The sequence below is a fragment of the Brachybacterium sp. AOP29-B2-41 genome (assembly GCF_052378395.1).
Lineage (GTDB): Bacteria > Actinomycetota > Actinomycetes > Actinomycetales > Dermabacteraceae > Brachybacterium.
Genome location: NZ_JBQSXR010000002.1, coordinates 171,616 through 194,637, shown reverse-complemented (window position 1 = coordinate 194,637; position 23,022 = coordinate 171,616). Strand labels below are relative to the sequence as shown.

24 protein-coding genes are annotated in these 23,022 nt (G+C 69.6%); 13 read left to right on the top strand and 11 right to left on the bottom strand.

All coding sequences use genetic code 11. The annotated features are described in order from the left end of the window. Positions 1-4: 4 nt before the first annotated feature. The 6 genes from pstA to mshD all read right to left on the bottom strand — a co-directional run bounded on the left by pstA (position 5) and on the right by mshD (position 6,291). Positions 5-1,168 carry a phosphate ABC transporter permease PstA gene (pstA, locus tag ACT3T9_RS03065; RefSeq protein WP_444605943.1) on the bottom strand — a complete coding sequence of 388 codons (1,164 nt, stop codon included), beginning with the start codon at positions 1,166-1,168 and terminating at the stop codon, positions 5-7. 9 nt (positions 1,169-1,177) lie between these two features. After that, positions 1,178-2,140, bottom strand: coding sequence for a phosphate ABC transporter permease subunit PstC (pstC, locus tag ACT3T9_RS03060; RefSeq protein ID WP_441443171.1), 963 nt, complete (start codon positions 2,138-2,140; stop codon positions 1,178-1,180). 71 nt (positions 2,141-2,211) lie between these two features. Continuing rightward, on the bottom strand, positions 2,212-3,354 hold the full coding sequence (locus tag ACT3T9_RS03055) for a phosphate ABC transporter substrate-binding protein PstS (RefSeq protein WP_441443172.1): 1,143 nt from the start codon (positions 3,352-3,354) through the stop codon (positions 2,212-2,214). Positions 3,355-3,623: 269 nt separating this feature from the next. Then, positions 3,624-4,262 (bottom strand): DUF4190 domain-containing protein, encoded by a 639-nt coding sequence (locus ACT3T9_RS03050; RefSeq protein WP_444605942.1) that lies wholly within the window; start codon positions 4,260-4,262, stop codon positions 3,624-3,626. A 181-nt stretch (positions 4,263-4,443) separates the two neighbouring features. After that, the gene (locus ACT3T9_RS03045; RefSeq protein ID WP_441443174.1) at positions 4,444-5,388 is read right to left on the bottom strand and encodes an NUDIX hydrolase; all 945 of its coding nucleotides are present in this window, start codon (positions 5,386-5,388) and stop codon (positions 4,444-4,446) included. Between the two features lie 3 nt (positions 5,389-5,391). Then, positions 5,392-6,291, bottom strand: a complete 900-nt coding sequence (gene mshD, locus ACT3T9_RS03040; protein WP_444605941.1) for a mycothiol synthase — start codon at positions 6,289-6,291, stop codon at positions 5,392-5,394. Positions 6,292-6,461: 170 nt separating this feature from the next. Between mshD and ACT3T9_RS03035 the strand changes: the two genes are divergently transcribed. The 6 genes from ACT3T9_RS03035 to ACT3T9_RS03010 all read left to right on the top strand — a co-directional run bounded on the left by ACT3T9_RS03035 (position 6,462) and on the right by ACT3T9_RS03010 (position 11,563). Continuing rightward, positions 6,462-7,211, top strand: coding sequence for a hypothetical protein (locus tag ACT3T9_RS03035; protein WP_441443176.1), 750 nt, complete (start codon positions 6,462-6,464; stop codon positions 7,209-7,211). A 238-nt stretch (positions 7,212-7,449) separates the two neighbouring features. Next, positions 7,450-8,091 carry an FABP family protein gene (locus tag ACT3T9_RS03030; protein ID WP_441443177.1) on the top strand — a complete coding sequence of 214 codons (642 nt, stop codon included), beginning with the start codon at positions 7,450-7,452 and terminating at the stop codon, positions 8,089-8,091. Then, positions 8,084-9,205, top strand: a complete 1,122-nt coding sequence (gene ygfZ, locus ACT3T9_RS03025) for a CAF17-like 4Fe-4S cluster assembly/insertion protein YgfZ (RefSeq protein WP_441443178.1) — start codon at positions 8,084-8,086, stop codon at positions 9,203-9,205. The genes ACT3T9_RS03030 and ygfZ overlap by 8 nt, the downstream gene beginning before the upstream one ends. 153 nt (positions 9,206-9,358) lie before the next feature. Further along, positions 9,359-9,793 carry a hypothetical protein gene (locus tag ACT3T9_RS03020; RefSeq protein ID WP_444600940.1) on the top strand — a complete coding sequence of 145 codons (435 nt, stop codon included), beginning with the start codon at positions 9,359-9,361 and terminating at the stop codon, positions 9,791-9,793. Beyond that, positions 9,790-11,112, top strand: coding sequence for an FUSC family protein (locus ACT3T9_RS03015; protein ID WP_441443180.1), 1,323 nt, complete (start codon positions 9,790-9,792; stop codon positions 11,110-11,112). Before ACT3T9_RS03020 ends, ACT3T9_RS03015 begins: the two co-directional genes overlap by 4 nt. Before the next feature lie 133 nt (positions 11,113-11,245). Next, the gene (locus ACT3T9_RS03010) at positions 11,246-11,563 is read left to right on the top strand and encodes a DUF2516 family protein (protein WP_441443181.1); all 318 of its coding nucleotides are present in this window, start codon (positions 11,246-11,248) and stop codon (positions 11,561-11,563) included. 212 nt (positions 11,564-11,775) lie between these two features. Here ACT3T9_RS03010 and fbaA read toward each other — a convergent pair whose 3' ends face one another. Next, positions 11,776-12,804, bottom strand: coding sequence for a class II fructose-bisphosphate aldolase (gene fbaA, locus ACT3T9_RS03005; protein WP_441443182.1), 1,029 nt, complete (start codon positions 12,802-12,804; stop codon positions 11,776-11,778). Between the two features lie 220 nt (positions 12,805-13,024). Here fbaA and ACT3T9_RS03000 point away from each other — a divergent pair, with 220 nt between their 5' ends. Together ACT3T9_RS03000 and ACT3T9_RS02995 are read left to right on the top strand one after the other, a co-directional pair. Then, the gene (locus ACT3T9_RS03000; RefSeq protein ID WP_444605940.1) at positions 13,025-13,210 is read left to right on the top strand and encodes a hypothetical protein; all 186 of its coding nucleotides are present in this window, start codon (positions 13,025-13,027) and stop codon (positions 13,208-13,210) included. Between the two features lie 26 nt (positions 13,211-13,236). Next, complete coding sequence (locus tag ACT3T9_RS02995; protein ID WP_441443184.1) at positions 13,237-13,773, top strand: hypothetical protein; 537 nt, start codon at positions 13,237-13,239, stop codon at positions 13,771-13,773. A gap of 66 nt (positions 13,774-13,839) precedes the next feature. On the opposite strand, the gene ACT3T9_RS02990 is transcribed toward ACT3T9_RS02995, so the two are convergent. Further along, positions 13,840-14,478, bottom strand: coding sequence for a TrmH family RNA methyltransferase (locus tag ACT3T9_RS02990; protein ID WP_444605939.1), 639 nt, complete (start codon positions 14,476-14,478; stop codon positions 13,840-13,842). A 92-nt stretch (positions 14,479-14,570) separates the two neighbouring features. Next, positions 14,571-15,320 carry a DedA family protein gene (locus ACT3T9_RS02985; RefSeq protein WP_444600937.1) on the bottom strand — a complete coding sequence of 250 codons (750 nt, stop codon included), beginning with the start codon at positions 15,318-15,320 and terminating at the stop codon, positions 14,571-14,573. Positions 15,321-15,507: 187 nt separating this feature from the next. Between ACT3T9_RS02985 and ypfJ the strand changes: the two genes are divergently transcribed. Continuing rightward, positions 15,508-16,446: a KPN_02809 family neutral zinc metallopeptidase gene (gene ypfJ / locus ACT3T9_RS02980; RefSeq protein ID WP_441443186.1), complete on the top strand. Its 939-nt coding sequence runs from the start codon at positions 15,508-15,510 to the stop codon at positions 16,444-16,446. Positions 16,447-16,549: 103 nt separating this feature from the next. Here ypfJ and ACT3T9_RS02975 read toward each other — a convergent pair whose 3' ends face one another. Continuing rightward, positions 16,550-17,149, bottom strand: a complete 600-nt coding sequence (locus ACT3T9_RS02975; RefSeq protein WP_441443187.1) for an orotate phosphoribosyltransferase — start codon at positions 17,147-17,149, stop codon at positions 16,550-16,552. Between the two features lie 139 nt (positions 17,150-17,288). Then, a complete protein-coding gene (locus tag ACT3T9_RS02970) occupies positions 17,289-18,137 on the bottom strand; it encodes an SDR family NAD(P)-dependent oxidoreductase (protein WP_441443188.1) in 849 nt (282 codons plus the stop codon). A 65-nt stretch (positions 18,138-18,202) separates the two neighbouring features. Between ACT3T9_RS02970 and ACT3T9_RS02965 the strand changes: the two genes are divergently transcribed. The 4 genes from ACT3T9_RS02965 (at position 18,203) to ACT3T9_RS02950 (ending at position 22,962) form a co-directional block, all read left to right on the top strand. Then, positions 18,203-19,003, top strand: coding sequence for an exodeoxyribonuclease III (locus tag ACT3T9_RS02965; RefSeq protein WP_441443189.1), 801 nt, complete (start codon positions 18,203-18,205; stop codon positions 19,001-19,003). Between the two features lie 469 nt (positions 19,004-19,472). Next, the gene (locus ACT3T9_RS02960; protein WP_444605938.1) at positions 19,473-20,633 is read left to right on the top strand and encodes a hypothetical protein; all 1,161 of its coding nucleotides are present in this window, start codon (positions 19,473-19,475) and stop codon (positions 20,631-20,633) included. After that, positions 20,630-21,880 carry a TadA family conjugal transfer-associated ATPase gene (locus tag ACT3T9_RS02955; protein ID WP_444600936.1) on the top strand — a complete coding sequence of 417 codons (1,251 nt, stop codon included), beginning with the start codon at positions 20,630-20,632 and terminating at the stop codon, positions 21,878-21,880. Before ACT3T9_RS02960 ends, ACT3T9_RS02955 begins: the two co-directional genes overlap by 4 nt. Further along, entirely contained in the window at positions 21,877-22,962 is a 1,086-nt protein-coding gene (locus ACT3T9_RS02950; protein ID WP_441443192.1) for a type II secretion system F family protein, read from the top strand. Before ACT3T9_RS02955 ends, ACT3T9_RS02950 begins: the two co-directional genes overlap by 4 nt. Positions 22,963-23,022 lie beyond the last annotated feature (60 nt).

The following is a 23,022-nucleotide window of genomic DNA, read 5'->3' as shown; positions in this document are numbered from 1 at the left end:
CAGCTCAGCGACTGAGCTTCGGGGAGAAGTAGTGGCTGACCATTCTGGCGGCGATGTTGAGCACCATCACGATGATGATCAGGGTGAAGGCGGCGGCCCAGGCACGATCGATGTTCGTCGTGATCGAGCAGGCGTACACCTCCTGGTTGACCGGGTTGGTCACCGTATCGCTCATGCAGTTCGCGTTGCCGTTGCGGTACTGCTGGTTGATGAAGGTGGGCAGTGTCGCCATGCGGCCGTCGAACATGTTCCAGTTCACCGAGGTCACCATGCCCACCGTCAGCAGCAGCGGGGCGGTCTCGCCGATCACGCGGGCGATGGCGAGGGTGATACCGGTGGTCAGGCCCGCGATGGCGGTGCGCAGCACGACCTTGACGATGGTGAGCCACTTCGGCACGCCGAGGGCGTAGGCGGCCTCGCGCAGATCCATCGGGACCAGGCGCAGCATCTCCTCGCTGTTGCGCACCACGGTGGGGATCATCAGCAGGGACAGCGCGACCGCGCCCATGATGCCCATGCGCACGCTCTGGTCCGGCATGAAGGCGATGAACAGCGCCAGGCCGAACAGGCCCGCGACGATCGACGGGATCCCGGTCATGACATCGACCAGGAAGGTGACGCCCGTGCCGAGGGTCTTCTTCCAGCCCTGATCCGCGTATTCCACCAGGAAGATCGCGGTGAACAGGCCCACGGGGATGGAGATGATCGAGGCCCACAGGGTGATCAGCAGGGTGCCGACGGTGGCGTGGAACACGCCGCCCGCGTCGGCGCCGCCGATGATCCCGGACATGTCGGTGGTCCAGAAGGCGAGGATGCTGGGCTTGGCCGCGAGAACGCGGGTCAGGCCCCTGCCGACGACCGCCCAGAGCAGCGAGAGCAGCGGGAACATCGAGACGGCGAAGGCCCCGATGACCAGCAGGGTCATCAGGCGGTCCTTGGCCCAGCGCGGACCTTCACGCAGCAGCGAGTAGGCCCAGCCGAACAGCAGGTGCAGGACGAAGCCGAGCAGGATCGCGCTCGCGACCGACAGGGCGTCGACGATGGACAGCACGGCGACCGCGACCAGCAGCCCGGCGAGACCGGTGAAGACCAGGTGGTACCAGGGCAGCCGGCGCTCGTCGGTGGACCGGACCGAGGTGGGGGTCTGCACGGATGTGGAGGAGCTCATGGTGACCTCTCAGCTCTTGGGGCCGCTGCGGGCGACGATCCACCGGGCGAGTGCGTTGATGATGAACGTCAGCACGAACAGCACCAGGCCGGTGAAGATGAGCAGGGACATGTCCACGCCGGACGCCTCCGCCTGCTTGGACGCGATGTTCGCAGCGATCGAGTTGTGGCGTCCCACCTCGAGGATGTGGAAGGAGAAGGTCGCGCCCGGGGCGAGGATCATGAGCACGGCCATGGTCTCTCCGAGAGCGCGGCCGAGCCCGAGCATCGAGGCGGCGACGACACCGCCGCGCCCGAAGGGGAGCACGACGGTCCGGATGGTCTCCCAGCGGGTCGCGCCGAGAGCGAGCGCGGCTTCCTCCTGCAGGCGCGGGGTCTGCAGGAACACCTCGCGGGAGACCGCGGTGATGATCGGCAGGACCATCACGGCGAGCACCACCGAGGCGGAGGCGAGGTTGCGCATCGGCGCGGTGGGATCGCCGCCGAACAGCGGGATCCAGCCGAAGTAGGTGTTGAGGAAGACGTACAGCGGCTCCATCTTGGGAACCAGCCAGATGCCGCCCCAGAGGCCATAGACGACCGACGGCACCGCGGCCAGCAGGTCGATCATGTAGCCCAGGCCCGAGGCCATACGGCGCGGTGCGAAGTGCGAGATGAACAGGGCGATGCCGATGGAGATCGGGATCGCGATGGCCAGAGCGATCGCGGAGGCGAGCACGGTGCCGAAGATCAACGGCAGCGCGGTCTCGATGAGAGAGAACTCCGCGGTGCCCGAGAACTCCTGGCTCGCGATGACAGCCGGCATCGACTCGGTGGTGAGGAAGACGGCCACTGCGGCGAGGGTGAGGAAGATGAGGATGCCCGAGCCGATGCTCAGGTAGGAGAAGATCGAGTCGCCGATGCGCCGGCCGCTGGTCCTCATGGACGAGGGCGGTGCGGTCAGTGATTCCGATTCGACATCAGTGGTGCTCATAGGGGCCTTCCTCAGAGCTCACGGGCAGTGGAGTGGTGCAGAGTGCCGAGTCACGGGTGTGCAAGGGCAGGTCAGCCGACGGTGATGCCGTCGATCGATGCCTGAGCCTCAGTGCGCAGCTCCTCGGAGATCGGTGCGGAGCCGGCGTTCTGCTCGCCGACAGCCTGGCCGTCCTCGGAGATGATGTAGGACGCGTAGGCCTTGACGGCCTCGCCCTCGGCGGAGTCGGCGTAGGAGCCGCACAGCGCGAGGTAGGAGATCAGGACGATCGGGTAGACACCGGACTCGGTGGTGGTGCGGTCCAGTGCCACGACGATGTCGTTCTCAGCGCGACCCTCCTCGCGCGGCGAGACATCCACAGACTTCGCCGCGGCGGCGGAGCTGAACGGGACGAACTCCTCGCCGACCTGGATGGCGGCGGTGCCGAGGTTGCCGGCCTGCGAGGCGTCGGCGTAGCCGATGGTGCCGTTGCCGCCCTCGACCGCGGAGATCAGACCGGAGGTGCCGTCACCGGACTGGCCGCCGTCGATCGGCCAGGTCTCGATCGGGCCGTGGCTCCACGCCTCGGGAGCGTTCTCCGAGAGGTACTCGGTGAAGTTCTCGGTGGTGCCCGAGTCGTCCGAGCGGTGGACCGGGACGATCGGCAGATCGGGCAGGGTGGCGTCGGGGTTGAGCTCGGCGATCGCCGGGTCGTTCCAGGTGGTGATGGTCTCGGCGAAGATCCCGCCGATCACCTCGGGCGAGAGGTTCAGATCCTCGACGCCGTCGAGCTTGAAGACGACCGCGATCGGGGAGATGTAGACGGGGAGGTTGAACGCCTGCTCACCGTTGCAGGTCTCGGCGGAGGTTGCGAGCTCCTCCTCGTCGAGGGCGGCATCGGTGCCCGCGAACTTCACCTGGCCGGAGAGGAACTGCTCTCGGCCGGTGCCGGAGCCGGTGGGGTCGTAGGTGACCTGGATGTCGCCACCCTCGGCCCCCACAAGGCCCATGAAGGACTCGGTCCACGCGTTCTGGGCGTTCTGCATGGAGGACGCGCCGGAGCCGGCCAGGTTGCCGGTCAGCTCGGCGTAGCCGCCTGCCGAGGCGCCACCGTTGTCCGAGCCGGCGTTGCCGCCGTTCTCTGCTTCGGCACCCCCACCACAAGCGGTCAGCGCGAGGCCGCCGATGAGTCCGAGTGCGGCGAGCGAGACGAGCTTGTTCTTGCGAACCTTCACTGCGAGTCCTTTCGGGGCCGGGGGCCCGCGGATGCTGTCCTACTGGAAGTTCTGACAGCGGGGACGCTAAGGAGGGCAGATGACAGGCCGCCCGCTCTCGCATGAACAGCAGGTGAACTCCCCACCGGGCAGCATGAACTTGCAGGTCAGAACCAGGATACGAACAGGTCACAGTGCTGCTCGTCACGGAGCGCGGGAGTGGCCTGCTCCACCGGGAGCAGACCGTGCGGGCCTGACCTGGATGAGCCAGGCGGAGGTGCCCGGACGAGTCAGGCGGAGGTCGCCCCGGCGATGATCGCGACGATGACGAAGGCGAAGTAGAGCACGAAGAAGAGGAACGGGATCAAGCCGATCAGGGACGTCACCAGCCCGGCGATCGCGAGGCCGCGGCCGCCCTTGGGGTTGATCGCCGTCGGTCCCGTCTCCTTCATGCCCTTCATGGCGAAGATGATGCCGACGGGCGCGGTCAGCCCGGCGCACATGGTCAGCGCCAGCAGGCCCAGAACGAAACCCGTGATGCCCGCTCCGGAGCTCGGGAGCGGAGGCGGGAACTGCCCATAGCCGGGAGGTCCCGACGGATGGGTCCCGTACTGCTGCGACCCGTACTGCGGGGATGAGTCGTAGGAGGCGACGGCGTATCCGCCGGACTGTGCCGGCGCGGAGGAGCTGAAGACCGGGCCGAACCCGTCGGCCTCCAACGGGTCTGTCGCATACGGGTCCTGCGCAAACTGGTTCTGCGCATACGGGTCGCTCGCATGGGCGTCGGCTGAGTAAGGGTCAGTCGCATAAGGGTCAGGCGCATAGGGGTCGCTGCCGTACAACGGCTCTCCCCCGCGTCCCTCACCGCTGGAGCGGCTCCCGGGTCCCCCGTTGTAGTCCGGCAGACCGCCTCCGTACCCTGCGCTCATCTCTGTCCGTGCCCTTCCCCTGGCCCCTGGTCCCTGGCTGTCGTCTTGTCGTTCGTCGTGCCTGCCCTGGCCATCGAGTCCGGCGTGACCGTCCCGGCCGGCGTACCCGTCATGCGCGTCATGCGCGTCATGCGCGTCGTGCTCGTCGTGCCCGGTGTGCTCGCCGTGCGCATCAGGCTCGTCACCCGATGTTCGGCAGGTGACGCTCGATCGCGACCACCGTGCCGCCGGCAGTGGTGTGGAGCAGCAGCGCCTCCCCGGCGGCGAGGAACGGATCCTCCCGCGGCAGCTCGAGCGCCGCCCCTTGCTGGGCGACTGCCCGCACCGACTCGATCACGGTGGGCAGCACCGGGCGGTGCGTGCACACCACGGTGGGACGGGCCTCGCGCAGCACCCGATCGATCACCGCGGCGGTGCGCGAGGGATGCGCGGCATGCGCCGCCTCGGTGAGCTCATCCTTGGTTCGGACCTTCAGCCCCTCGACCTTCGCCAGCGGCTCGACGGTGGTCAGGCAGCGCTGCCAGGGGCTGCTCACCACACTGGCCGGGTCGAAGGCATCCAGCAGGGCCGGCAGCGCCTGGGCCTGCTTCTTCCCCTTGCTGTTCAGGGGCCGGGACTCCTCGCTCTTGCGCCACTTCGCTCGCGAGACGGCGGCGCCGTGGCGCTGGATGATGATCGGCACGGTCCTGAGCTCGTCGGCGTCCAGGAATCGGCGCAGCGCCACCAGGGGCACCTGGTCGCCCTGCCGGGTGACCAGCTGCTCCGCCTCGTCGAGGGGAACCCAGCGGACCTCGTCGACCTCACCGCGGTTCTTGGGGCCGGGACCGATCTTCGCCCGTACGGTGGCCGTCCAGTACTGGACGATCTTCGTGCGGCCGTCCGGCAGCAGGTACACGGAGGCCGGGAGCGGCCGGTGCAGGCGCACCCGATAGCCGGTCTCCTCGGCGACCTCGCGCACCGCCGCGGCCGGGAACGTCTCGCCCTTGTCCAGCTTCCCCTTGGGGATCGACCAGTCGTCATAGCGGGGGCGGTGGACGAGCAGCACCTGTATCCCCTCACCCTTCTCCCGCCAGGCGAGAGCGCCGGCGGCGAGCACGGGTGGTGGCTTCCCGGGGGCGACGAGCATCGATCAGCCCCTCTCTGCCGCGCGCATCTGGACGTCGCGGCCCGAGACGGTGAAGCCCCAGTTCTCGTAGAGCCGCAGCGCCGGGGTGTTGTCGGCCTCGACGTAGAGCTCCACGCCCGGGACCCCGCCCTGCTGCAGGCGCGCCAGCGCGGTGGCCATGAGCAGACCCGCCACTCCGTGCCCCTGCACCGAGGGGTCGGTGGCGACCACATAGATCTCGGCGTCCTTTGTGCGATCACCGGGGTGCTCGCGCTTGATCCACACGAATCCGACCAGTTCGTCATCGCGCAGCGCGACCAGCATGTCCTCGGCGTCGAACCACGGCTGTGTCAGCCGCTGATCGAGGTCCGCGCGGGTGAGCGCCCCCTGCTCGGGATGGTCGGCGAAGGCGCGGGCGTTCACCGTCACCCAGCGCTCGGCATCTCGTCCTGCCTCGAAGCTCGCCAGCCGCAGCCCCTCGAGGCTCGAGGCGGGGATCGCGGGCAGCGGGTGCGTCGCAGCGAGGTCGCGGTGCAGGGTGAGTAGGCGGCGGGTCTCCTGCAGACCGGCGGCGGCGAGGAAGGCGAGGGATCCCTCGAGCGCGCCATGCGCCCAGACCCCTGCATCGGGGTGCAGGTCGAGCGCCTCGCGCAGCACCGTGCTGCCATGACCGCGACGGCGGTGCGCGGGATGGACCATTCCTTGGACGGTGCCGTCGGCCAGCACGCTGGCATAGGCGAGCAGCGCGGCGTCGGCCTCGCCCCCACCCGTCCCCTCGAGCAGCAGATGCTGGGCACTGCCGCCGTCGAGCGCGAGCAGGGCCGCTTCATCGAGGGCGGCAACGCCATCGTGCCGCGTGGCCGTCTCGAGCAGGTCGCGGACGGCGTCCCGCTGCGTCGCCGACACGGCGGCCGTGATGATCATGGGGTCCTTCCGGGGACTCTGCGGCAGTGCTGACCTCCTGCGGCCGACGGCCGGATGAGGTGCACGAGTATGCCGTCACCTGCGGGCACTCGTAGACTGCCACTGTAGCGCCCGAGGCGGACCCCTCGTCGGCGTGACCTGAGACCGGAATCGACTGCCTGGGAGGACCTGTGACCGCTCCCGAGCGCGCTCCCCTCGGGGCCGCACTCGCGCTGCTGCTGAGCGTGGTCTCGCTCACCGGGGCGATCTCCCCGGCGCTGATGGCGGCCACCGTGGCGCTGCTCTCCCTGCTGATCGGGCTGGCCTGGCCGACGCTGCTCGAGCTGCCCTCCCCCGGCGGCACCCGGATCGTGGTCGCCGGGACCGGGATCCTCGGCGCACTGATCACGGTGCTCGCTCCGGAACGGTTCACGCCGATCTCCGGGGTCGTGATGATGTGCGCGGCAGGGGTGCTCGCCTCCTTCGTGCACCAGATGCTGCGCGCCGAGCGGCGCGAACTCACCGAATCGCTCACCGGAACCGTCGCCGGAGTGTTCGTGGTGGGGATCGCCGCCTGCTGGGTGATCGCCCAGACCGGGGCGGACGCCGCGGGTGCGGGCATGCTGGTGACCGCGATCTCCGCCGGCCTCGCCGGCACGCTGCTGCTGAACTCGACCCCGCTGCCCACGATCCTGCGGTTCCTGCTGTCCGCGCTCGTGGGGACCGCGGTGACCGCGGTGCTCGCGGTGACCCTGGCCGGGGTCGCGCCACTGCTCGCGGCGGGCGCGGGACTGGTCACCGCGATCGGGGCGAGCTGCGCTCACCTGCTGGTGGGCTCCTCACTGGTCGCGAAGGAACCGGTCCCCTCGCTCGCAGTCGCGGCGGTGCCGGTGGCGACCGTCGGGGTCGTCGCGCACCTGATGGTGCTGCTGCTCGTCTGAACTGTGCACGCCCGGCCGTGATGCCACTGCTCACGCCCGCGTGTGATGCCGGTTCCCGCCCCGCCATGATGCCGCGCGCAGCCGCCTCCTCACGGCCTCCAGGGCGATAGACTGTGGGGCATGTCCGCGCTCTCGCTTCTCTTCATCGCCCTCGTCGTCCTGGTGGGCGTCGGCACGCTCGCCTTCGCCGTCCTGGTGCTCACACGACTGTTCAACCGCTGAGCGACCTGCGGCACCGATGCCCATCACGCTTGACACCTCACTTCCTGAGTCGCTGTACCCCCTGGCCTGGCTGATCGGCAGCTGGGAGGGCAGCGGCGCACTCCAGCTGCCTGATCAGGACGTCCCCGACGCCCGCATCGAGCAGCAGCTGGAGTGCACGGCTGCCGAGGACGGCACCCTGCGGTGGCGCTCACTGATCCACCGCGTCGACCTGCCCGCACCCTTGCCGCCCACCAGCGTCTTCGCCCGCGACGAGGCGGAGGGGGACGCCACGCCGGCGAGGCAGGGCTCCGGGGAGCGCACCCTCCTGCACCGGGAGGAGGGAAGCTGGACCGTCGGCGATCTGCTGCCCGGCCAGGACCGTGCCGTGTCCGAGGCCGCGAAGCCCGGCACCCCTGCGAGCTTCCTGTCCTATCGGCTCGACGCCCATCTCACGCGCCGCGGCGAGAGCCCGGAGCTGTGGGTCGGAGAGGTCCGCGGCCCCCGAGTCCAGCTGGCACTCGACAGCACCGACGGCGAGGTCTCCGAGACCCGCATGTTCGGGTACGTGCGCGGTCGTCTGATGTGGCTGTGGGAGCGTCGCCTCCCGGTGCCTGACGGCCCCCCCGGCGAAACCTCGTTGGCCCCCTATCTGTCTCTGGAGCTGCACCGTGTCTGATCCCGCCCATGTCGTCCGTCCCCTGCTGAGCACCCGCGCGGTCCTCGGGGAGGGACCCGATGCGGGAGTGCCCGCCCACTACGGGGCCCCTCTGCGCGAGCAGCGGCATCTGCTGGACGGCACCGCGGTGGTCGACCTCGGCCACTTCGAGCTGCTCGAGGTCCGGGGCGCGGACGCCCGCAGCTGGATGACCACGATCACCACCCAGGTCCTCGCCGGCACTCCCGTCGGCTCCTCCTCCTCGCTCGCGGTGCTCTCCCCGCAGGGCCGCGTCGAGCACATGGCCTCGGCCGTGGTGCTCGAGGACGATGCGCTGCTGCTGGTGCTCGATCCCGGCGCCCGGGCAGGGCTCCGCCACTACCTCGAGATGATGCGCTTCGCGGCCCGGGTCGAGCTGACCGACCGTGACGATCTGCGTGTCCTCGGCGCCCTCTCCCCCGCCCCTGAGGTGCTGCCTCAGCTGGGCCTGCCCGCACCTTTCGCCGTCTGGTCCGAGCCCTGGCCGCAGGTCGCCCCGGGCGGCGTGGCCTACGGCCCCGATCCGGAGGACCCGGTGGGCGCCGTCCTCACCGTCTTCGAAGCTGCCGCGATCGAGCAGCTGCCCTGGCAGAGCTCGCACCTGGCCGGGATGAGCTCCTGGGAGGCGCTGCGGATCGCTGATCACCGCGCCCGCGGAGCCCGCGAGGTGGACGAGCGCTCCATCCCCCACGAGCTCGACCTGCTGCGCACCACCGTGCACACCACCAAGGGCTGCTACCGCGGCCAGGAGACGGTGGCGAAGGTGCTGAACCTCGGCCAGCCACCTCGACGGCTGGTCATGCTCCACCTCGACGGCTCCCAGGATCTGCCCGCCGCGCCGGGCGGCGAGATCCGGCTCGGCGGCTCGGAGGGGAAGGTCGTCGGGACCGTCACCTCTGCCGCCCTGCATGCCGATCTGGGCCCGATCGCCCTGGCAGTGGTGCGCCGCGCCGTCCCGCTGGATGCGGGGCTTTCGGTCCAGGTCCCCCTGGGGGACGCCGACGGGGAGACCTCATCGGTGTGGATAGACGCCACCCAGGAGCCGATCGTGCTGCCCCGTGAGCATGGCGGCCGCCCCGCCACCGCCAAGCTCTGAGGGACAGTCCTCCACGACCCGCTTCACGGCCCTCCTCACGGCTCTCTTCACGGCTCTCTCCATGACGCCCTCCACGACGCCCTCACGGTTCCGGCACCGCCCTCCTACGCCACTGCCCGGTGCAGAGGCCGCTCAACTGGAACAATGGGGTGCATGAGAGCTGAGGGTGACGAGCAGGACTGGAGCCGGCACCGCCGCGAGGCGTTCGAGGTCAAGGAGCAGGCGATGCGTGCCGCCCGCCTGCAAGAGCACGAGCAGGCCACTGCGATGATCCGCGAGGCCGTCGACCGTTTCCATGCCGCCGGCATCTCGCCCGTCGCGCTGCGCGCCCGGCCCTACCAGGGCGGCGGCACACTCCGCACCGGCCTCGAGGGCTGGTACCTCAAGAAGGACCGCAGCCTCGCGATCGACGCCGAGGGTCACTACTTCGTGATGCGGGTCGACGGCGGTCTGCGGGCCCGACTGCGCGGCGCCGCCCCGGCACCGACCTATGCCCCGCTGGTCGTGGGGCGGGGCGGGCGCGACGGGGACTGCTTCCGCCTCGAGGAGCTGCTGGAGATGCGGCTGCAGGACCCGGTGCCCGCATGACCCCGCGCACCCCTGGCAGCAGCGCCCCCGCTGGCTCCAGCTCCCGGACGATGGGCGCGCTCCTCGAGCAAGCTCGCCACACCGTGCGCCAGTGGTTCCTCAAGGGCGTCTCCCGCGGCCACCGAGACCTGCTGACTGTGGGCCGAGCCGCGATCGCCGCGGCCCTCGCCTACCTGGTCAGCGGGTTCCTCTGGAACCACGAGCACCCCTTCTTCTCCTCGATCGTCGCGTTCATCATCATCGGCTTCGGCATCGAGAAGAAGATGCGCAAGATCGTGGAGATGTCCTGCGGCGTGATGCTCGGCGTGCTGCTGGGCGAGCTGGCGCGCGGGCTGCTCGGCTCCGGGACCTGGCAGATCCTGGTGGTGGTCTTCGGCGCCGGGATGCTGGCGCGCTTCATCGACTCCAGCAACCTCTTCGGGTTCCAGGTCGCGATCCAATCACTGCTGGTGATGATCATGCCCGTCACCCCCACCATGACCCCGGGCGGGCGGGCGCTGGACGCCGTCACCGGTGTCGTGGTCGCGATCATCATCCATCTGCTGCTCTCGGGCGATCCCCGCCGGCTCCAGTCCCGGGCGGCAGCCTCCTTCTATCGGGAGCTCGAGGACACGCTGGTGAGCCTGGCGCTCTCCGCGCGCAGCGGCGACCGCGGCGTGGCGCAGGCGGCGCTGAAGAAGCTCCGCGAGGTCTCCCAGAAGTACACCGACGAATGGTCCCTCGCCAATGACGTGGCCAACGAGATGGCGACCTTCTCCCCCTCCGGACTGCGTCACGCTGACGATGTGAACCGGTTGCAGCACCTGCTGGTGGGCTCCGATCGGGCCATGCGTAACATGCGTGTGATCGCCCGTCGCGAGGTGGAGTTCCTCGAGGCGGTGCGCGGGGACGCCCATTCCCGGCTGGCCGATGCGCTGCTGGCCGCACGCGATGCGGTGCTCGAGCTCAGCAACGCCGTCTCGCACGAGGATGTCGACTTCACCGAAGCTCGGCGCAAGCTGCGCCTGTTCTGCTCCTACCTCTCCCCCGAGATGCTGCTGCGCAATGACGAGGGGATGCGCCCGGGTCGGGCCGGGCACTTCGAGGGTGTGACTCTGACGATCCAGCTGCGCTCCCTCGCGATCGATCTGCTGCAGGCCACCGGACTCAGCGCCGCGGAGGCCAAGCAGTTCCTGCCGAGCCTGGTGGTCGCCGCGGACGGCGATGCGATCGGCCCCCGCCCGATGACGATGGAGATGCGCGCCCTCGAGCCGCCAGCCACCACCGAGGCGCTCGAGCTGCTGATCACCGATCGCTCGGATCCCGACCGGCGACGCTGAGCATCTCCCGGGTCCGGGCGGCGCGTGCGGGGCCCTGCGCCACGCCGCCTGCTCGGGACCTCGGCCGGTTCGCTCCTGGCGTGTACCCGCCGGGGTCCGGGAACTGCCCAGCCATCACCCGTATCCTGACGCGATGATCGCGCTCATCCAGATGTGGATCTTCCTCGTGCTCGCCGTGGCCCTGCTGGCGGTCGAGCTCTGGGCACTCGTCAACGCCCTGCGCTTCCGTCCCGACGCTTATGTGGCCGCGGGCAAGCGCACCAAGGTGTTCTGGTGCGTGCTGACCGGCGTCTCCGTGGTGCTGGGCTTCCTGTCGCTCCCGTATCCGGTGGGCCGTGGCAGCTCGATGCTGTTCATGATCGCCGGTGTGGTCATCGCCGGAGTCTTCCTGGCCGATGTGCTGCCCTCCCTGAAGCGGGTCATGGGCCGCGCCCAGGGCAACCGCTGGTGACCAGCTGCTGAGCAGCTGAGTACCCGCACGCTCATCCGCACTGGCGCGCCGGACTGCCGGGCGTGGACGACACTGGGCGCAGACGACGAAAACCCCGGAGCCGAAGCTCCGGGGTCCCGTGGAGTGCTGAGTCGATCAGGCTGGATCCATCGCCTGATCTCCTACCGCTCGCGCGCTCGCAGTACGTCGATCAGGCCAGATCTATCGCCTGATCAGGCCTGGTGCGTGCCGGCGGAGCGGAGGTTCTCTGCCGCCTCGACCAGGCGTGCGGCCAGCCCGGCCTCTGCCTTCTTGCCCCATGCGCGGGGGTCGTAGGCCTTCTTGCTGCCGACCTCGCCGTCGATCTTCAGGACGCCGTCGTAGTTCTCGAACATGTGCGAGACCACGGGGCGGGTGAAGGCGTACTGGGTGTCGGTGTCGATGTTCATCTTGATGACACCGTTGTCGACCGCGGTGCGGATCTCCTCGAGGGAGGAGCCGGAGCCACCGTGCATGACGAGGTCGAACGGCATCTCCTTGCCGTACTTCTCGCCGACGGCCTTCTGGATGTCCAGGAGGATCGACGGGGTGAGCTTGACGTTGCCCGGCTTGTACACGCCGTGCACGTTGCCGAAGGTGAGGGCGGTCAGGTAGCGGCCGCGCTCGCCCAGGCCGAGCTTGGCGGCGGTCTTCATGCCGTCCTCGGGGGTGGAGAAGAGCTTGTCGTTGGAGACATCGGCGACCACGCCGTCCTCCTCGCCGCCGACGACGCCGACCTCGATCTCGAGGATCTTCTTGGCCTCGACGGACTTCTCGAGCAGACGCTCGGCGATCTCGAGGTTCTCGTCGACCGGCACAGCGGAGCCGTCCCACATGTGCGACTGGAAGAGCGGGTTCAGGCCCTTCTTCACTCGGTTCTCGAGGTCCCACTCGATCAGGGGCTCAACCCAGGTGGGCAGAACCTCCTTGGCGCAGTGGTCGGTGTGCAGCGCGACGTTGATCGGGTAGTTCTTGGCGACTGCGTGCACGAACTCGGCGAGCGCGATCGAGCCGGCGACGCGGTCCTTGACGGTGGAGCCGGAGAGGTACTCCGCGCCGCCGAAGGACACCTGGATGATGCCGTCGGTGTTCGCCTCGGTGAAGCCCTGCAGGGCTGCGATCGCGGTCTGCGAGCTGGAGACGTTGACTGCGGGGTAGGCGAACTTGCCTGCCTTCGCGCGATCGATCATCTCTGCGTACTGATCCGGGGTTGCGACTGCCATGAGGCACTCTCCTTCGCTGACGGGATGGGAGACGACCGGCGGGGCGGGCCCGCGCAGGGTCGTCCTATCGACCTCATTGTTCCACAGCGACCGGGACGCTTCCTGTCCGCAGGTCCCCGTGGACAGATCCCCAGGTGTGCACCGCCGCGCACCGTCAGAACGGGCGGAGCTCAAGGAAGATCACAGCGCGCTGACCCGCACGGGACTGCGAGGTCTCAGCATGTGCAGCAGCCTCCTCGAGATGGACGAGCTCCAGCTCTCCAACCCCCTCAATGCGCAGTCTCTGCCCGACATCGAGGCCGATCACACCGGGCGAGGAGATGCTCAGCTCCCGACGGGCGAGGACCTCGAGCCGCACCTGGCTACGGTGCAGTGGCTGTCCGTACGATGGGGAGAACTCCCCTGACCGTGCTCTGCGAAGGAGCCCTCTGCATGAGACGAGCACGAGCCTGGATGGTGCTGATCGTCGTGGCGATGGGAGCCACCACCGCCTGCGCGTCCGGAGCTGTCGAACCTGGCATCCCGGCGGACACCTCGGGTCCGCTCACCCTCCCGCAGGCCGAACAGCTGATCGAAGAGCCGCTCGGCGCTCTCGCCGAATCCGTCTCGGAGAGCACCGACGAATATGCGTCGTTCTCCGCGGATATCCCTGCCGAGGTGCAGGAAGTGAACGGGAACTGCCTGTATGTCTCGACCGTCTATCACAGCACGCAGCAGGTCGACAGCAAGGGGTGGGGCGCTCTGGCCGATGCGGTGCGTCCGCAGATGACAGCGTGGGAGATGGACACCAGTGCGCTCGACCGTGAGGAGCGTGCCATCGGCGCTGGACTGCGCGGACAGAATCCGCACAACCAGGCGGAACTGACCGTGCGGGCCTGGAATGACCACCTGGACGAGGAGCTGGACGGTCCCACGATGGGGCTGGAGATGACTGTGCAGGTCCCGCTCATGGACTCGGAGTGCAGCTGACCCGGCTCAGCGTGCGGATGATGCGGCCCGGAGTACGGCTGGCCAGGCTGGCCGGCACGGTCGGGATCAGCGCAGGGGCCCGGAGGGGAGCTCGGCGTGCTGCAGGACCCAGCTGTGCATCGCGATCGCAGCGGCGGCGGCGACGTTGATGGAGCGAGTAGAGCCGAACTGGCTGATGCCGACCACGAGCTGTGCTGCTTCGAGGATCTCGGCGCTCACGCCGGGCCCTTCCTGACCGACCACCAGCACCGCGTTGTGGGGCAGCGGGGTGCGCTCGATCGGCAGCGCTCCCTCGACCAGGTCGATCGCCACGAGCGGGCGTCCCTCGGCGCGAGCCCAGTCGATGAGGTGCTGCGCGTCGGGGTGGTGGATCTCGTGCTGGTAGCGGTCGGTGACCATCGCGCCGCGTCGGTTCCAGCGGCGCCTGCCGACGACGTGGAAGGCGCCGACGGCGAAGGCGTTGGCAGTGCGCACCACAGACCCGATGTTCGCGTCGTGCTCGAGGTTCTCGATCGCGACGTGCAGCTCGTGGCGATGGGTGTCGAGCTCGGCGATGATCGCCTCGCGACGCCAGTAGCGGAAGCGGTCCTCGACGTTGCGGCGGTCCCCGTGCTCGAGCAGCTCCGGGTCGAAGCGCGCGTCCTCCGGCCAGGGGTGAGGATGCGGTCCGACTCCGACTTCTCGCGATACGGGCGGGTGGGACATGACCTCCGCGCCGGCTCTTTCCACCGCGCCGGGGCCGTCAGGCACATCGTGGCCGCCGGGCACGTCGCGGGCGTCAGGTACTTCGGTGCGGGTCACCGGCCGTCGGTCCGCTCGTGCCCGGCCGTCTGTGCGTCCCCCTGTGAGTCGCCGTGCGGGCCCTTCTGCGAGTCCTCCTGGGAAGGCTCCTGCGCATCCTCCTGGAGGTACTTCTCATCGGGGTCCGGAAGTCCCAGCTCGCGACGCTTCTTCTCCCGCAGGATCAGCCTGACCACGAACCACAGGATCACCAGCGCGACGACCGCGTAGGCGACCTTGGAGAAGATGTCGGTGTACGGCTCGATCACGGTCCAGTTGCTGCCCATGAAGTAGCCGATGGTCAGGAAGATCGTGTTCCAGATCGCGCTGCCGGCGGCCGTGAGCAACGTGAAGATGGCGATCGGCATCGCGTACAGGCCCGCCGGGATGGAGATCAGGGAACGGACCCCGGGAACGAAGCGACCGAAGAAGATCGCCTTGTGGCCGTGCTTGTCCATGAACGCGACGGACTTGTCGTAATCCTCGACGTGCACCAGTGGCAGCCAGATGACGATCTTCCGCAGACGTTCCGGTCCCAGGAGTCGCCCGAGGCCGTAGAGCACCCAGGCCCCGACCACGGAACCGGCCACAGACGCCAGCAGCATCATCCAGTAGGAGTTCTCCGGTCTTGCGGAGGCCACGCCGGCCAGCGGGAGGATCACCTCGGAGGGGATCGGGGGGAACAGGTTCTCGGCAAAGATCAGCAGGAAGACACCGAAAGCGCCGAGGCTGTTCATGGTCTCGACCGCCCAGTCGACGATGTTCATGCAGGTCTCCTCGCGATGGGGGTGCTGATGGGCGGATCTGCCCGGCGGCGTTCAGAGCACGGGACATCCGCGTTCAATGCTATGCGGTGGCGGGTGCTGCCCGAGTGACCAGCTGGTCACGTCCCCAGGACCTTCACTGTCGCTGTTCCACCTGCTCACACCGCACGTTCAGGTCTACTCTGTGCGCATGACCTTCAACCCGAATGCGGAGATCCGCTCCGACAACGTCTCCGCATCTGGCGGCGGAGGCGGATTTCGGCCCCGTGGCGGTGGCGGGCGCGGTGGCCGCGGCCTGAAGCTCGGCGGCGGTGGAGGCTGCCTGTTGCTGGTGATCGTGATCATCTACGCGCTGATGGGCGGCAATCCGCTGGATCTGCTGGGTGGCTCCTCCTCCCCGCAGGGCCAGGGGCAGGGCCCGGTCGCCGAGGGCGGTTCGCTCGATCACTGCCTCACCGGCGCCGACGCGAACGAGCAGGATGACTGCCTGGTGCAGGCGACGATCGAGTCCGGCGACTCGCTGTGGTCGCAGCTCGGACCGGAGTCCGGCATCCAGTTCGTCGAGCCCCAGGGTCTGGTGTTCACCGATTCGGTCCAGACGGGCTGCGGCGCTGCCACAGCGGATGTTGGCCCCTTCTACTGCCCGGCCGATTCCACGATCTACGTCGACACCACCTTCTTCGATTCCCTGTCGAGCCAGTACGGCGCCGACGGTGGGCAGCTGGCGAAGATGTACGTGGTGGCCCATGAGTACGGCCATCACGTCCAGTACCTCTCCGGATCGATGCAGGACGCGGACCGTTCAGAGACCGGGCCGCAGTCCGACGCCGTCCGGCTCGAGCTGCAGGCCGACTGCTACGCCGGGGTATGGGCGCACCACGCCGCCAATACCGTGGACGACGACGGGAACGCGATGCTGTCCCCGCTCACCGACGAGGACATCGCCTCGGCGCTCTCCGCAGCCAGCGCCGTGGGTGATGACCACATCCAGGGCGAGGTGGCCGGTGGCCAGGTGCGACCGGAGTCCTGGACCCATGGCTCCTCCGAGCAGCGCCAGGCCTGGTTCACCACCGGTTATGAGCAGGGCACGGTGCAGTCCTGCGACACCTTCGCAGTGGACTCCGTCTGATCGACGTACTGCGAGGCACGAGCGGTAGGAGATCAGACAGCAGGGCTCGTCTGATCGACGTACTGCGAGGCACGAGCGGCAGGAGCCGACTGGCTGAGTTGCCTCAGATCTCCAGCTCGGAGATGTCGTACGCGGCGAGGTAGCGGTAGCCGGCGGCTTCGACGGCCTCGCGGGAGGCGTCGGAGCGGTGCACGATCACGGCGACGGCGGCGATCTCTGCTCCGGCCTCGGTGAGCGCCTCGCAGGCGGTCAGCACGCTGCCGCCGGTGGTGGAGGTGTCCTCGACCGCGACCACGCGCCGGCCGGTGACGTCCGGTCCCTCGATGCGTCGCTGCAGGCCGTGCGCCTTGTTGGCCTTGCGCACCACGAAGGCGTCCAGCGGGTCGAGCGCCTGATCAGCGGCGGAGGCGTGCAGCATCGAGGTCGCCACCGGATCGGCGCCCAGCGTCAGACCGCCCACGGCCTGGACCCCGGGGAGCAGCCCTTCGCGGCGCAGCAGGTCGAGCATCACGCGTCCCACCAGTGGGGAGGCCTCGTGGTGAAGGGTGATGCGGCGCAGATCGACGTAGTGATCGGCCTCCGCGCCCGAGGAGAGGATCACGTGACCGCGCACCACGGCGAGGTCGCGGATCAGGACTCGCAGGCGCTCGCGGGCGGGCGCTATCGAGGCGGGCTGGGCGGAATCGGTGCTGGTGCCGGACATACGGCCAGAGTAATCGACCGAGCCTCGGCGGCGCCCGACGGCCCACGGGGCCGCCCCGGCTGCGGGGCGACAGATGCCGGACCTGCGGACCTGCAGTCCGCGAGGGTGGCGGCGGCCGGATCCCCAGAGGAGACGAGGACTACGCCTCGTCCTCGCGCTGCCAGGGGGCATGGAGGTTCCGTCGTGACGCTCTTCGACGGGAGCGATGCACGGAGCGGGACTGCATCCGGCGGTACCAGTCCGGAGAGGTGAAGGCACGGATCAGCGGCCGCGGTGCGATCCTGGAGAACTCGCTGGCAGTGCGGTACTTCACCGACGGAATCGACAGCACGTTGCCCTTGGCGGTGTCCTTGAGAGCCTGCTCGACCACATACGGCGCCTTCAACCAGGTGATCCGCGGCAGCCCGTCCATGCTCATCGAGGCGCGTTCATGGAACTCGGTCTGCACGAACCCTGGCAGCAGCGCGGTCGCCGTCACGCCGGTGCCCTTGAGCTCCATCGCGAGCGATTCGGTGAACACCGTGACCCAGCTCTTGGACGCGGCATAGGGGCCGGCCGTGGTGTAGCCGGCCAGGGAGCTGACGTTGAGGATGGCGCCTTTGCGACGCTGGACCATGGTGCGGGCCGCGGCATGGGAGAGGACCAGCACGGCCTTCATCAGGGTGTCCATCTGCTTCTCGTGGTCATCGACGCCGACCTCGAGGAACCCGCCGCGCAGCCCGTAACCAGCGTTGTTGACCAGCAGGTCCACTCGATCGACGGGGTCGGTGAGGCGGATCGCGACGCGTTCGAGCTGCTCACGGTCCGAGAGGTCGGCGGGCAACACGTCGACCTCGACCTTGTGGACGTCGCGGATCTGCTCGGCGACGGCGCCGAGCCGGTCCTGGTCACGCGAGACCAGCACGAGGTCATGCCCAGTCCCGGCCAGCTGCCAGGCGAATTCGAGTCCCAACCCGGAAGTGGATCCGGTGACGAGTGCGCGCGCCATGGCTTGAGTTTACGACTGTCCGGGCGGGACTGCGGACGACTTCGGTCCCCCGTAGGATCGGTCGCATGCGCATCGCCACCTGGAACATCAATTCGCTGCGGGCCCGGATGGATCGGGTGCTCGCCTTCCTCGAGCGGCACGACGTCGACGTGCTCGCCCTGCAGGAGATCAAGGCCAAGCCCGAGCAGTTGGACCTGACCGCGCTGGAGGAGGCGGGGTACGAGGTTGCCGCACACGGCCTGAACCAGTGGAACGGGGTGGCGCTGATCTCCCGCGTCGGCCTCACCGATGTGCGCACCGCGCTGCCTGCCGTACCCAGCTTCCCGGAGGATGAGACCGGCGTGATCGAGGCGCGTGCGCTGGGCGGCGTGGTCGGTGACGGACTGCGGATCTGGTCGCTATATGTGCCCAACGGTCGAGAGCTCGACCACCCGCACTACGCCTACAAGCTGCGCTGGCTCGAGGCGCTGCGCGCCGAGGGCGCCCGGGAGCTCGCCGAGGATCCTTCGGCCCGCGCCGTGCTGGTGGGCGACTTCAACGTCGCGCCGTTCGACGAGGACGTGTGGGACATGAGCTTCTTCGAGGGCAAGACCCACGTGACCGAGCCGGAGCGCACCGCGTTCCAGTCCGTGGTCGACGCCGGCTACGCCGACGTGATGCGCGCCGACCATCCGGGGCCCGGCGTGTACACCTATTGGGATTACCAGGCGCTGCGCTTCCCGAAGAAGGAGGGCATGCGGATCGACTTCGTGCTCGGCTCCCCCGCCGTGCAGTCCGCGGTGACCGGATCCTTCATCGACCGCGAGGAGCGCAAGGGCAAGGGCGCCTCGGATCACGCACCGGTGGTCGTGGATCTGGAGTTCTGAGCCCGACGCCCGGGCGTCGCGATGGCGTTTCGGGTGTGCCGCTCACACAGCGTCCCGTCGCGCAGCTCGCGACGGTGAGTCGCGAAGCCCGCGGAGGTTCTGCGCAGAAGAGAGCAGCAGGGACCAGAAGAGATCTGAGCGCAGCAGAGAAAAAGTTCTGCGCACAAAAGAATGGAGCGGCGTCGCGATCTCTCGCGGCGCCGCTCCGGACGAGCCATGTGCATCGGGATCAGGCGTACACGTGATCTAGCTGCGGTGGCGCTTTCGACGCCTCACAGCCGGTCCGTTGCGGGGACCAGTCGTACGTGGGTTCCGATGCCGGTATTCGTCGTTGTGAAGATCACACTACGCGCCTGCCGCCGGGTGCGCAAGGACCTGGGTCCCGCGGACCGTTCCTCCACAGAACGCAGTTGTCCACCATCTCCGATCGAGCCTGCCCAGCCGGCCGGATTGCGGCCACCATGGCCGCATGACCAGCACAACTGCCCCCTCCACTGCTCCTGAGGCCCTCGTCCCGGGCCTGCCGGATGCCGTGATCCCGACGGAGCCGGACGGCCTTTCGGACACGACCCCGCGGCGTCGCAGCGCACGGTTCCCCGGACTGGAGAAGTCGGCTGCGGCTCCTGGTCCGAGTGCCCGCCCGCGGGTCTGCTGGATAGGTCCGGAAGGGCCGCTGCGCGAGCTGGTCCGAGATCACACGATGGCGGTCGGAGCCGAGCTCTCCGATGTCCTCGAGGGCGGGGCCGCGGCCTGTGTGGTCGCAGATGCGGATGCTCTTGCGCACCGGGCCGGGGTGCTCGGCCGGGAACGAGCGCCGTTGCTGGTGGTGACCTCCCGAAGCGAGGTCCCCGCTGCAGTGTGGCCGCGCGCGCTCGCGGCCGGTGCACGCGCAGTGATCCCGCTGCCCGGCGGCTCCGAGGAGCTGCTCTCGCGTCTGGCCGATCTCGCCCGGCCCCGCAGCGCGTCGCTGCTGCTCGGAGTCGCCGGGGGCTGCGGCGGAGCCGGCGCCTCGAGCTTCGCGGCACGGCTGGCCGCCGCCTTCCGCTCCCGAGGGCCGGTGACTCTGATCGACGCCGATCCGCTGAGCGGCGGCCTCGATCTGCTGGTCGAGGCGCCAACGGCGCCAGGGATCAGCTGGGCTGAGACGGCCGATCTGGGTCCGGACGATGGGGAGGCGCTGCGCGAGGGCCTGCCGATCGTGGACGAGGTGCGTCTGCTGGTCGCCCAGGAAGGATCCGGACCGGATCGCTCCGCGGTCTCCCGGGTGCTGTCCGCTCTGGCCCCGCTGGGAGGGACCGTGGTGGTGGATCTGAGCTCGGAGATGGTCCCGGCCGCCGCAGAGCATCTCGATCACCTGCTGGTGCTCGTCCCGGCCACCGACCATGCGGTGAGTTCGGCGACCCGGAGGATGCGTGCCTGGCAGCTGTCCGAGGGACTCGCCCAGGCCGTGGTGCGCCGCAGCGGGCCCCTCAACAGCCGGGAGGTCTGCGAGGACCTCGCGCTCCCCCTCGCTGCAACATTCCATGACAGCACCCGCGGCGCCGTGCCCCTGCTGGATGTGCGACGCCGGGGCGCCGACCGCGCCGCCCGCATGCTGGTCTCCGCCCTGACCACGAGCGGGCGCTCATGAGCGCCTCGCCGTCGCCCATCCTCGACGAGGACCTCTCACCGATTCTGGACCTGGTGCGAGAAGACCTGGTGCGCTCCCCCGGCCTGGTGGACGTGCCGCGCATCGTCCGGGTGCTCCGCCGCCAAGGACGGGTGCTCGGTGCGGCAGCGACCCTCGAACTCACCTCTCGGCTCCGTGACCACGTAGACGGACTCGGTCCCCTGCAGCCGCTGGTCGCACCCGGGGTGACGGACCTCCTGGTCAATGACGACGGGACGGTGTGGGTCGATGACGCCGCCGGGCTGCACCCCACCTCTGTGCACCTGGAGCCGGGTCAGGCTCGTGATCTCGCGGTGCGGCTCGCGACGGCGGGCGGACGGCGGCTCGATGATGCGTTGCCCTGGGCCGATGCGCATCTGCCGTCCGGCATCCGCTTCCATGCCGTGCTGCCGCCGCTGTCCCCGGGCGGGGCGATCCTCTCCCTGCGCCTGCCCTCCTCCACCCGACTCGATCTCGAGGATCTGGAGCGGTTCGGCGCGATCGACTCCGCCACCCGGGACGTGCTGCGAGCGATCATCGCGGCACGGGTGCCGTTCCTGATCAGCGGCGGCACCGGGACCGGGAAGTCGACCCTGCTGGCCGCGATGCTTCGCGAGGCGTCCCCTGATGAGCGGATCGTGATCGTCGAAGATGTGCTCGAGCTGGCCGTGGACCACCCCCACGTGGTGCATCTGCAGTCCCGTCATGCGAACAGTGAAGGTGCCGGCGCAGTGGACCTCACCGCTCTGGTCCGGCAGAGCCTGCGGATGCGACCGGACCGGGTGGTCCTCGGGGAGTGCCGTGGAGGCGAGGTCCGAGAGCTGCTGCAAGCGCTGAACACCGGGCATGAGGGCGGCTGCGGCACCGTCCATGCGAACACCGCCGCGGATGTCCCCGCTCGGCTCGAGGCGCTGGGTGCGCTCGGCGGGCTCGACCGCGCCGCGCTGGCCGCCCAGGTCGCCAGCGCCCTGGAGGTGGTGGTCCATCTCGCGCGCCGAGACGGGGTGCGGGCGCTCGAGGAGATCGCCCTCCTGCACCGCGGCGACGACGGAATGCTGCGAACCTCGACCGCGCTGCGTATGCAAGACCGCCGCCTGGAAGAGGGGCCGGCCGCGCAGGCTCTCGCCGAGCGGGTCCGCGCCACCCAGCCCATGCCCGCCATCCGAGCGACGACCGTGCCTCAGAACGCCGCCCCGAGACCCCGAGCCGTGCGCCGGAGGTCGGCATGATCATCGCGGCTTTCGCCCTCTCAGTCACCCTGCTCTGGGTGCTCTCCCCTCCGTCGCTCGCCGTTGCCTCGACCCCGTCCCTGCGAACGCCGAGGCGTGCCGCCGCAGGACCGCTCGAGATGGCACGCCTCGTGGAGCAGCTGGCCACGATCATCAGCTCCGGCTCCGGGCCCCGCCAGGCCTGGTCCGCACTGGCGCGCACCCTCCCCGAGGGAGACCTGCAGGACCTCTCCCGCGCTGCAGCTTCCGGCGCCGACCCCCGCCGCGCCGCCGGGGCGCACCTGCAGCGGTCCGAGATGGTCAGCGCCCTCGGCGCGGCCCTCGCGGTCTGCGCACGCACCGGCGCGCCCACGGCCGAGATGCTGCAGAGCCTCGCGGACGCCCTGCGGGACCTCCACGATGCCGCTCAGGCGCGCCGCAGCGCCTTCGCCGGCCCACGTTCCACCGCCCGGATCCTGCTGGTGCTCCCCCTGGCAGGGCTCGGGCTGGGAATGCTGCTGGGCGGGGATCCGCTGAGACTGCTGCTGGTGTCCCCGGCCGGCAATCTGCTGAGCCTGACCGGGCTGGTGCTCACCCTCCTCGGCTGGTGGTGGATGCGTCATCTGATCCGGCAAGCGGACCCTCCCCGAGAGCACCGGGTGGATCCGTCCGTGGGGCTCGAACTGATCGCCGGGGCGCTCGATTCCGGGTTGCCTCTGGCCCGCGCCGTCGCCGCCGTCGGCGAATCACTGGAACCGGGCCCCGACGCGAAGACGCTGAACAGGCTCGCCACCTCGCTCGCCGCCGGTGTCCCCGCTGCCCACGCCACCAGGGTGCTGCCGCCAGCATGGAGCGCGCTCGAGCAGTCCGCGGCTCTGGCCGAGGGCACGGGTGCGGATCTCGCCCGGGTGCTCCGCTCCGCGGCGCGGGACGCCCGTCGCGGCCACGCCCGCGATGCCGAGGTGCTCGCCGCCCAGCTCGCGGTCCGCCTGGTGATGCCCACCGGTCTGACCCTGCTGCCCGCCTTCGTGGCACTCGGCATCATCCCCACGGTGATGTCCCTGCTCGGCGGCACCTTCTCCCTCACCGTCGGCGGAGCGTGAGGCCATGACCACCGGGACCCTCCCGGTGCACCGACTCCTCCCGGAGCCGGTGACGGGCAG

What these genes read in the sequence shown, in the direction of transcription:
- pstA (WP_444605943.1), bottom strand. Translation starts at nt 1,168, where the DNA reads ATGAGCTCCTCCACATCCGTGCAGACCCCCACCTCGGTCCGGTCCACC.
- pstC (WP_441443171.1), bottom strand. Translation starts at nt 2,140, where the DNA reads ATGAGCACCACTGATGTCGAATCGGAATCACTGACCGCACCGCCCTCG.
- ACT3T9_RS03050 (WP_444605942.1), bottom strand. Translation starts at nt 4,262, where the DNA reads ATGAGCGCAGGGTACGGAGGCGGTCTGCCGGACTACAACGGGGGACCC.
- ACT3T9_RS03045 (WP_441443174.1), bottom strand. Translation starts at nt 5,388, where the DNA reads ATGCTCGTCGCCCCCGGGAAGCCACCACCCGTGCTCGCCGCCGGCGCT.
- mshD (WP_444605941.1), bottom strand. Translation starts at nt 6,291, where the DNA reads ATGATCATCACGGCCGCCGTGTCGGCGACGCAGCGGGACGCCGTCCGC.
- ACT3T9_RS03030 (WP_441443177.1), top strand. Translation starts at nt 7,450, where the DNA reads ATGCCCATCACGCTTGACACCTCACTTCCTGAGTCGCTGTACCCCCTG.
- ACT3T9_RS03020 (WP_444600940.1), top strand. Translation starts at nt 9,359, where the DNA reads ATGAGAGCTGAGGGTGACGAGCAGGACTGGAGCCGGCACCGCCGCGAG.
- ACT3T9_RS03015 (WP_441443180.1), top strand. Translation starts at nt 9,790, where the DNA reads ATGACCCCGCGCACCCCTGGCAGCAGCGCCCCCGCTGGCTCCAGCTCC.
- ACT3T9_RS03010 (WP_441443181.1), top strand. Translation starts at nt 11,246, where the DNA reads ATGATCGCGCTCATCCAGATGTGGATCTTCCTCGTGCTCGCCGTGGCC.
- fbaA (WP_441443182.1), bottom strand. Translation starts at nt 12,804, where the DNA reads ATGGCAGTCGCAACCCCGGATCAGTACGCAGAGATGATCGATCGCGCG.
- ACT3T9_RS03000 (WP_444605940.1), top strand. Translation starts at nt 13,025, where the DNA reads ATGTGCAGCAGCCTCCTCGAGATGGACGAGCTCCAGCTCTCCAACCCC.
- ACT3T9_RS02995 (WP_441443184.1), top strand. Translation starts at nt 13,237, where the DNA reads ATGAGACGAGCACGAGCCTGGATGGTGCTGATCGTCGTGGCGATGGGA.
- ACT3T9_RS02990 (WP_444605939.1), bottom strand. Translation starts at nt 14,478, where the DNA reads ATGTCCCACCCGCCCGTATCGCGAGAAGTCGGAGTCGGACCGCATCCT.
- ACT3T9_RS02985 (WP_444600937.1), bottom strand. Translation starts at nt 15,320, where the DNA reads ATGAACATCGTCGACTGGGCGGTCGAGACCATGAACAGCCTCGGCGCT.
- ypfJ (WP_441443186.1), top strand. Translation starts at nt 15,508, where the DNA reads ATGACCTTCAACCCGAATGCGGAGATCCGCTCCGACAACGTCTCCGCA.
- ACT3T9_RS02975 (WP_441443187.1), bottom strand. Translation starts at nt 17,149, where the DNA reads ATGTCCGGCACCAGCACCGATTCCGCCCAGCCCGCCTCGATAGCGCCC.
- ACT3T9_RS02970 (WP_441443188.1), bottom strand. Translation starts at nt 18,137, where the DNA reads ATGGCGCGCGCACTCGTCACCGGATCCACTTCCGGGTTGGGACTCGAA.
- ACT3T9_RS02965 (WP_441443189.1), top strand. Translation starts at nt 18,203, where the DNA reads ATGCGCATCGCCACCTGGAACATCAATTCGCTGCGGGCCCGGATGGAT.
- ACT3T9_RS02960 (WP_444605938.1), top strand. Translation starts at nt 19,473, where the DNA reads ATGACCAGCACAACTGCCCCCTCCACTGCTCCTGAGGCCCTCGTCCCG.
- ACT3T9_RS02955 (WP_444600936.1), top strand. Translation starts at nt 20,630, where the DNA reads ATGAGCGCCTCGCCGTCGCCCATCCTCGACGAGGACCTCTCACCGATT.
- ACT3T9_RS02950 (WP_441443192.1), top strand. Translation starts at nt 21,877, where the DNA reads ATGATCATCGCGGCTTTCGCCCTCTCAGTCACCCTGCTCTGGGTGCTC.